Here is a 7,120-nt window from a genome sequence, read left to right on the forward strand (position 1 = left end):
CAATCAAGCTTTACCACACGACAGGCATTCTCAACAAACAATGATCATCTCACGATATTGAGCAATTCAATGACTTGTAGCTTAGCCACGGTAATTACCGACTCAATCAATTCCGGTGATAAGCTGAGCAGATTCCATGCCTCGAACGCGTGTGCAGGTATCGCTTTTTCAGAGTTAATTTTTTGATTTGTGCATGGCTGGATAAAGTTGGCGATATTGACGGCTGCACAAAGCGTACTGGCATCATATTTATGTGTTTCATCCTTCATCGGAGTAAATTGAAGTTCAACCATTTTCCAAATATTGAGAGGTAATCGCCATTGCCTCAAAAGCTCGGCGCCTAATTGGGCATGTGTAAAACCAAAAACCTTACGCTCCGCATCAATTACTGCGTCCACACCTTGATTCACACAACCTAATACTTTTGCGGATTCTTTCGGGAATTGACTGAAAAGTATCAATCTGCCGACACCATGCAACAATCCAGCGATAAAAAAGCGTTCCCTGCTATCAACGCTAGAAGCTAATAAACGAGCGGTAACGCCACAGGTAACGCTGTGATACCAAAACGTATCCATGTTTACCAAATCGGAAGGAATACCTTTAAACGTTGCGGTGACTGACGATGCAATGACCATATTCCGTAACTCTTTATGTCCGATAATGGAAATGGCTCTTAAAACAGTTTCTACTTTCCCGGAAAGACCAAAATATGAGCTGTTCGCAAATCTCAATAATTTTGCTGTCAATGCAGGATCATTTAGAATTACCCGCTCCAACTCAGTATTGGTTGCTTCTCCTGAATCAATTAACTCATTGATACGGATCACCACATCAGGTAAGGAAAAAATTGAGCGAACATCAGTCACTATCGCACATGGATCCATTTAAGCCTCACACAGTTAAGAAAATAAAATTCAACACTAACGCTAACTTTTACTCATACACCAAAGCTTCTTCTGAAATAGCATGACAATCTTCAACAGATGAATGAATAACCCGGATTGTATTCAGAATTGAAAAAATCAGTGATGCATAAAATTCAGAAACTTGTTTACGGCACCATAATGATCAAATTCAATCCCTCTAACATCATTTTCATTATTGTCATATCAATATCGGCTGTTATTCTCTGAATTTAAGGAATAAGATGCAGCTTAAGAAGAATTACCAGGATAACGTGATGGTAAAAGCTGCACATGAACTACTGAGTAGTTGTTGAATAAAATTTTCTTTTACATTTCCCTGATCATCGTTTATTTGTTAAGCCTCTTCTAATTGTGGCAAACTTCGGGGATAAATTTATTACGGGTGTATAAATTCGTGTCTCCATATGAGCTTTTCATCGGTTTGCGCTACACGCGTGCCAAAAAACGCAATCATTTCATCTCGTTTATTTCATTAATCTCCCTGATGGGGATTACATTAGGGATGACCGCACTAATTACTGTCATGTCGGTTATGAACGGTTTTCAGAAAGAAGTGCGTACCCGCATTCTGGGCGTCGCTTCGCATGTTCAGATCGGTAGTCTGCATGGCAATCTGCGTCATTGGCAGCAAACTGCAGAAGAAGCAGCCAAGCATCCGGCCGTGGAAGCTGCTGCGCCTTATGTCAACGCACAGGGCATGCTGTCGCACAATCAAGTAGTGCAAGGCGTTGTTGTGCGTGGCATTTTACCGACGATGGAAGATAAGGTAGCCGATTTTACAAAAACAATGGTGAGTGGTGAGCTGGATCGTCTGGTGCCGGGTGAATTCGGTATCGTCATCGGCATGGAATTAGCACGCACCATGGGTACTTTCCTCGGTGACAAGATTGTATTGATCTCACCGCAAGGGCAAGTTACGCCCGCAGGTATATTGCCACGACTGAAGCAGTTTACCGTGGTAGGCATCTTTGAAGTAGGGCATTTTGAATATGACTCCGGCCTGGTGCTGATTCACATGTTCGATGCACAAAAGCTGTATCGCATGGAAAATGATGATGTGTCGGGTGTGCGCTTGAAGCTCAAGGATTTATTTCAGGCACCCCAGGTGGTGCAAGAGTTACCTGCACTATTGACGATCGACAGTTATATCAGTGACTGGACCAAGCAGCATGCCAATTATTTTCGTGCCATCCAGATCGAGAAACGCATGCTGTCACTGATTCTGGCATTGATCATCGCGGTTGCGGCATTCAATATTGTATCCACCTTGGTGATGGCGGTGACTGACAAGCAGGCGGATATTGCGATTCTACGTACGCTGGGTGCCAGTCCGCGCAGTATCATGAAGATATTCATTGTGCAGGGCACGTTTATTGGCGTCTTCGGTACGGTTCTCGGCGTCGTGGGTGGTATGCTGTTAGCCTACAACGTCGGTGAAGTGGTTGCCTTTATTGAAAGTTTGTTCAATGTGCAGTTTTTGTCGCGTGAAGTGTATTACATCAGCAAGATTCCTACGGACCCGCAAATGACGGATATCACAACGGTTGCTATCACTTCGTTTATTCTGACTTTATTGGCAACGATTTATCCCAGCTATCGTGCATCCAAGGTGAATCCTGCGGAGGCGTTGCGCTATGAATGATGTTGTGATTTCCTGCCGCGATCTGTTCAAGGAATTTTCTCAAGGCGATGTCGCGGTGTCGGTATTAAAGGGCGTAAATCTGACACTGAACAAAGGTGAAATGGTATCAATCGTCGGCGCATCCGGCTCGGGCAAAAGCACGTTACTGCACGTACTCGGCGGACTCGACGCACCCAGCAGCGGAGAAATCAAAATTCTCGGGCAGGATATCGCGAATATCAATGAAGAAGCACGGTGCCGTTTACGCAATGGTTCTCTGGGCTTCATTTACCAATTTCACCATTTGTTACCGGAATTCAGCGCGCTGGAAAATGTCGCCATGCCGCTGCTGATCCGCCGTTTGCCGAACCAGGAAGCGTATGACCGGGCGGCTGATATTTTGAAGCAAGTGGGTTTGAGTCACCGCCTGACACATACGCCCGGTGAATTATCCGGCGGTGAACGCCAACGCGCTGCCGTTGCCCGTGCTTTGGTAACACAACCCGCGTGCATTCTGGCGGATGAGCCCACGGGAAATCTTGATCGCCATACCGCTGAAGCGGTATTCGATTTAATGCTGGAGTTGAATCACAAAGTCAACGCCAGCCTGATCATCGTAACGCACGATGCGCGACTGGCTAATCGCGCGCAACAGGTCAAGCAACTGATCGACGGCGTTTTATGTGATATTACGAATGTACCGTGAATATAAAACCATCAAAATGATATTTGTGATGCTGATGGAAACTCAACGTCTCAAATAATGATGTTACAACAATCCTAAAAAGGATAAAAATGATGAACATTACGACTATACTGGGAAATGAAAGCGACTTTCTGCTCAATCATGTCTGCAACACCATACCCAAGAGCAGCTTGCAGGTACCCGGAACTGATTTTGTCGATCGCGTGATGGCCTTGAGCGATCGCAAACCCAGCGTATTACGCAATTTACAGATGCTGTATAACCACGGACGTTTGGCAGGCACAGGCTATTTATCACTGTTGCCCGTCGATCAAGGCGTTGAGCATTCAGCAGGCGCATCATTTGCGCCCAACCCGATGTTTTTTGACCCGCGGCACATTGTTGAGCTCGCGATTGCAGGGGGGTGCAATGGCGTGGCTTCCACACTGGGCGTGCTCGCCATCGTGGCACGACGCTATGCACATAAGATTCCGATGATTCTTAAAATTAATCATAATGAATTGCTAACCTATCCCAATCAATTCGACCAAACGCTTTTTGCCAGCGTCGATCAGGCTTTTGACATGGGTGCCTGTGCTGTCGGCGCGACGGTTTTTTTCGGCTCTGAAGAATCGCGCCGCCAAATTCAGGAAGTTTCTCAGGCATTCGAACATGCGCATAGTCTGGGCATGGTCACCATATTGTGGGCTTATACACGTAATAGCGCGTTTAAAACGGCTGATCAGGATTACCATGTGAGTGCCGACCTGACTGGTCAGGCCAATCACTTGGCAGTCACTATCGGCGCGGATATCGTCAAACAAAAAATGGCTACCAACAATGGCGGTTATAACGCCATTAAATTCGGCAAAACGCATCCAAAAGTCTATAGCGAATTGACGACTGATCATCCGATCGATCTGGTGCGCTATCAGATCGCCAATTGTTATATGGGACGAATAGGGATGATTAATTCGGGTGGCGAATCTGGCAGCGACGATCTGCACCAGGCAATCCGGACTGCGGTCATTAACAAGCGTGCAGGTGGCATGGGACTCATTTCCGGACGCAAAGCATTTCAGAAACCATTTGCGGAAGGTGTCAAGCTCCTGAATGCAATTCAGGATGTTTATCTATCTGAAGCCGTAACGATTGCCTAAGTAATCCGGGCAACCTGTACCATGAACCCGAATTTATTTTCATCAACAACTCACTGATAGCTCATCGATTTTTCTAACTCGCCTATGCGTACTTTATTTACGTACATTATGGTCTTTCCCCGGCGCAGTGCATTCGTTCTGATTGCATTGCTCATCGCCGGCATCGCTGAAGGACTGAGTTTAACTGCGTTACTGCCTTTATTATCGATCGCTGTGGGCGAATCCGGTGGCGCAAATGATTCCGGTATCGGTAAATTCATGGAAAAAGCGCTGCAAGATATCGGTATTGAACCCACACTGGACACAATCCTGCTGATTATCGTCGGCGGAATGTTTTTCAAAGGGCTGGTGCTGCTGCTGGCCAACCGCCAAGTGGGTTACACCGTCGCGCATGTCGCGACAGCACTGCGCCTGGATCTCATTGAAGCTTTATTGGCCAGTCGCTGGCAATATTATTTACGGCAACCCGCCGGTTCCCTGGCTAACTCGGTTGCGACGGAAGCCTATCGCGCGGCCAACGGTTTCGAGCACAGCGTGAATGTACTGGCGCTTGCCATTCAAGTGCTGGTGTATTCCATCGTGGCATTATTCATTTCATGGGAAGCGACACTGGCTTCATTAGTCATCGGCTTATTCTTATTGCTTGTATTGAATCGCTTAGTCAGCGCCACCCGCCGTGCAGGCACCAAACAAACCCATTTGCTGCGCGATTTATTGACCTACTTATCCGATGTACTGAGTTCGGTCAAATCACTGAAAGCGATGGCACGCGATAACGTTGCCGATGCCATTCTGCATGAACAAACCCAGCACCTGGAAAAAGCCACGCGTCGGGAAGTCATGAACAGAGCGGCATTGACTGCACTACAGGAGCCCATTCTCGCTGCTTTGACAGCCAGCGGTTTATATCTTGCGCTGGTGGTTTGGGAATTATCCTTGCCGGAAGTCATGCTGATGGTTTTTTTGCTCACGCGCATTCTGGGATTACTGAATAAAACACAGCGCCGACACCAGCAACTTGCCGCACAAGAAAGCGCTTACTGGGCTTTACGCAAAGCTGCCGATGATGCACGCGCGGCAGCGGAGAGAGCGACTGGAACGCTGCAACCCACACTGCAAAAAGGCATCACCTTGCAACATGTCAAATTTGATTATGATCAGAAAATCATTTTCAAGAACCTGAACATCGAAATACCGATCAACACATTTACCGCAGTCATGGGACCCTCCGGCGTCGGTAAAAGTACTTTGCTGGACTTACTCTGCGGACTGACCGAACCAAAGTCCGGCGAAGTGCAGATCGACGGCATATCCTTACACGACATCAATCTGCGCCAGTGGCGCCACATGATTGGTTATGTTTCGCAAGACACCGTGCTGCTGCATGACACCGTGATGAACAATATCCTGGTCGGAGAACCCGCATTAACCGCGGCCGATGCAGAACGGGCGCTACGCCAAGCCGGCGCGTGGGATTTCGTCAGCACCTTGCCGGAAGGGCTGCAAACCGTTGTAGGTGAGCGCGGTGGACTGCTTTCCGGCGGGCAGCGCCAGCGTATCGCTATCGCGCGTGCTCTGGCACACAGCCCGTCATTCCTGATTCTGGATGAACCCACCAGCGCACTGGATCCGGAAAGCGAGCAAACCATCTGCGAAACGCTACAGAAACTCGCCAAGGATTTGACAATTATTGCTGTTTCGCATCAACCAGCCGTCATCAACGCGGCGGATCGTGTCTTTATCCTTTCCAATGGCGTGGCGGAACTATTGTCGTCGCAAGGACCTGATCATCAGCACTGACAAATTCATATTTGTCCTACGTTTTCAAAAGCATCTCACGCGACTTCTGTGATCAGCTTTTCGTAATAATTACCTTGTACCCAATCAAATCCCGCAGAAACAGCAATATTCACTTGTTCTTTTTGTTCGATTTGTTGCAATATCGTTTGTCCTCCGGCCAATTTTTGTAATTCCATTAATTTTTTTAAATCCGCTGGCCAGATGGCATTCGAATGTCGGATGGTTTCAATATTGGGCGTATTGATACGCAAATAATTCGCCGACATTTTAACAATCAGATCCCAAAGCCCGGTCGCAGTGTACAACGAGCCGATATTGAGTGCGATTTGATAGCCGCGGCGGCGATAATTGTATAAACCGTCCAGCAGTTCTTTGTGATTTAAAGCATGAGAGCTGTTGATTGCCGTTGAAATGACCACATTCTTGGTCGTCAATCCGCATTTGAAAATAATTTTCTCAAAATAAGCACCATGTTCTTGCTGAACACTCAGTATATGTCTTGGATCAACATCCAGAAAAACGACGCCATCGTTATGCGGATGATTCAGATAATTCAGCATATGAACTGTTCTGCATAGGCGATCCAAGCTGATAATCGATTGAAAATTGGCAGGCTGCGTAACCGTATCGCTAATCAAATTGCCTATTTCTGCAGTCTGCTCGCTATGCACGTTACTATCATAGGGTGTAACGGATAGTTGCGCGATATGACCGACAAGTCTTTCGTTATTATCCGCCTGTCGTACCGGCAAAAAAACACTGCTCACCCGAATGGGTCCAAAAATACCGCTGACCACACCCCTGTCCAGAATAAATGGACGAAAACTGGAATGATGTTCGTGCTCAAAACGATCGTTAAAATAATCGACTAATTGCTGTAAAGGTATTACTTGTTGTATAGGCATAGTGACTCCATAGTTTAAGC

General features: G+C 46.9%; 6 protein-coding genes. 4 read left to right on the plus strand and 2 right to left on the minus strand.

Going from position 1 to position 7,120, the window contains the following annotated elements; all coding sequences use genetic code 11:
* Positions 1-44: 44 nt before the first annotated feature.
* Positions 45-887 (minus strand): HDOD domain-containing protein, encoded by an 843-nt coding sequence (locus Q0K92_RS08835; RefSeq protein ID WP_297325439.1) that lies wholly within the window; start codon positions 885-887, stop codon positions 45-47.
* A gap of 436 nt (positions 888-1,323) precedes the next feature.
* On the opposite strand from Q0K92_RS08835, the gene Q0K92_RS08840 reads away from it, so the two are divergent.
* From Q0K92_RS08840 to Q0K92_RS08855, 4 genes are all read left to right on the plus strand, one after another.
* The gene (locus Q0K92_RS08840; protein ID WP_297325440.1) at positions 1,324-2,571 is read left to right on the plus strand and encodes a lipoprotein-releasing ABC transporter permease subunit; all 1,248 of its coding nucleotides are present in this window, start codon (positions 1,324-1,326) and stop codon (positions 2,569-2,571) included.
* Complete coding sequence (gene lolD, locus Q0K92_RS08845) at positions 2,564-3,256, plus strand: lipoprotein-releasing ABC transporter ATP-binding protein LolD (protein ID WP_297325441.1); 693 nt, start codon at positions 2,564-2,566, stop codon at positions 3,254-3,256. Before Q0K92_RS08840 ends, lolD begins: the two co-directional genes overlap by 8 nt.
* A gap of 89 nt (positions 3,257-3,345) precedes the next feature.
* Complete coding sequence (locus tag Q0K92_RS08850; protein WP_366084243.1) at positions 3,346-4,395, plus strand: class I fructose-bisphosphate aldolase; 1,050 nt, start codon at positions 3,346-3,348, stop codon at positions 4,393-4,395.
* An 84-nt stretch (positions 4,396-4,479) separates the two neighbouring features.
* Positions 4,480-6,195: an ABC transporter ATP-binding protein gene (locus tag Q0K92_RS08855; protein WP_297325443.1), complete on the plus strand. Its 1,716-nt coding sequence runs from the start codon at positions 4,480-4,482 to the stop codon at positions 6,193-6,195.
* A gap of 35 nt (positions 6,196-6,230) precedes the next feature.
* Here Q0K92_RS08855 and Q0K92_RS08860 read toward each other — a convergent pair.
* Positions 6,231-7,120, minus strand: an 890-nt coding sequence (locus Q0K92_RS08860) for a hypothetical protein (RefSeq protein ID WP_297325444.1), incomplete at its 5' end; no start/stop codon positions are given.

The sequence above is a fragment of the Nitrosomonas sp. genome, from assembly GCF_024282095.1.
Lineage (GTDB): Bacteria > Pseudomonadota > Gammaproteobacteria > Burkholderiales > Nitrosomonadaceae > Nitrosomonas.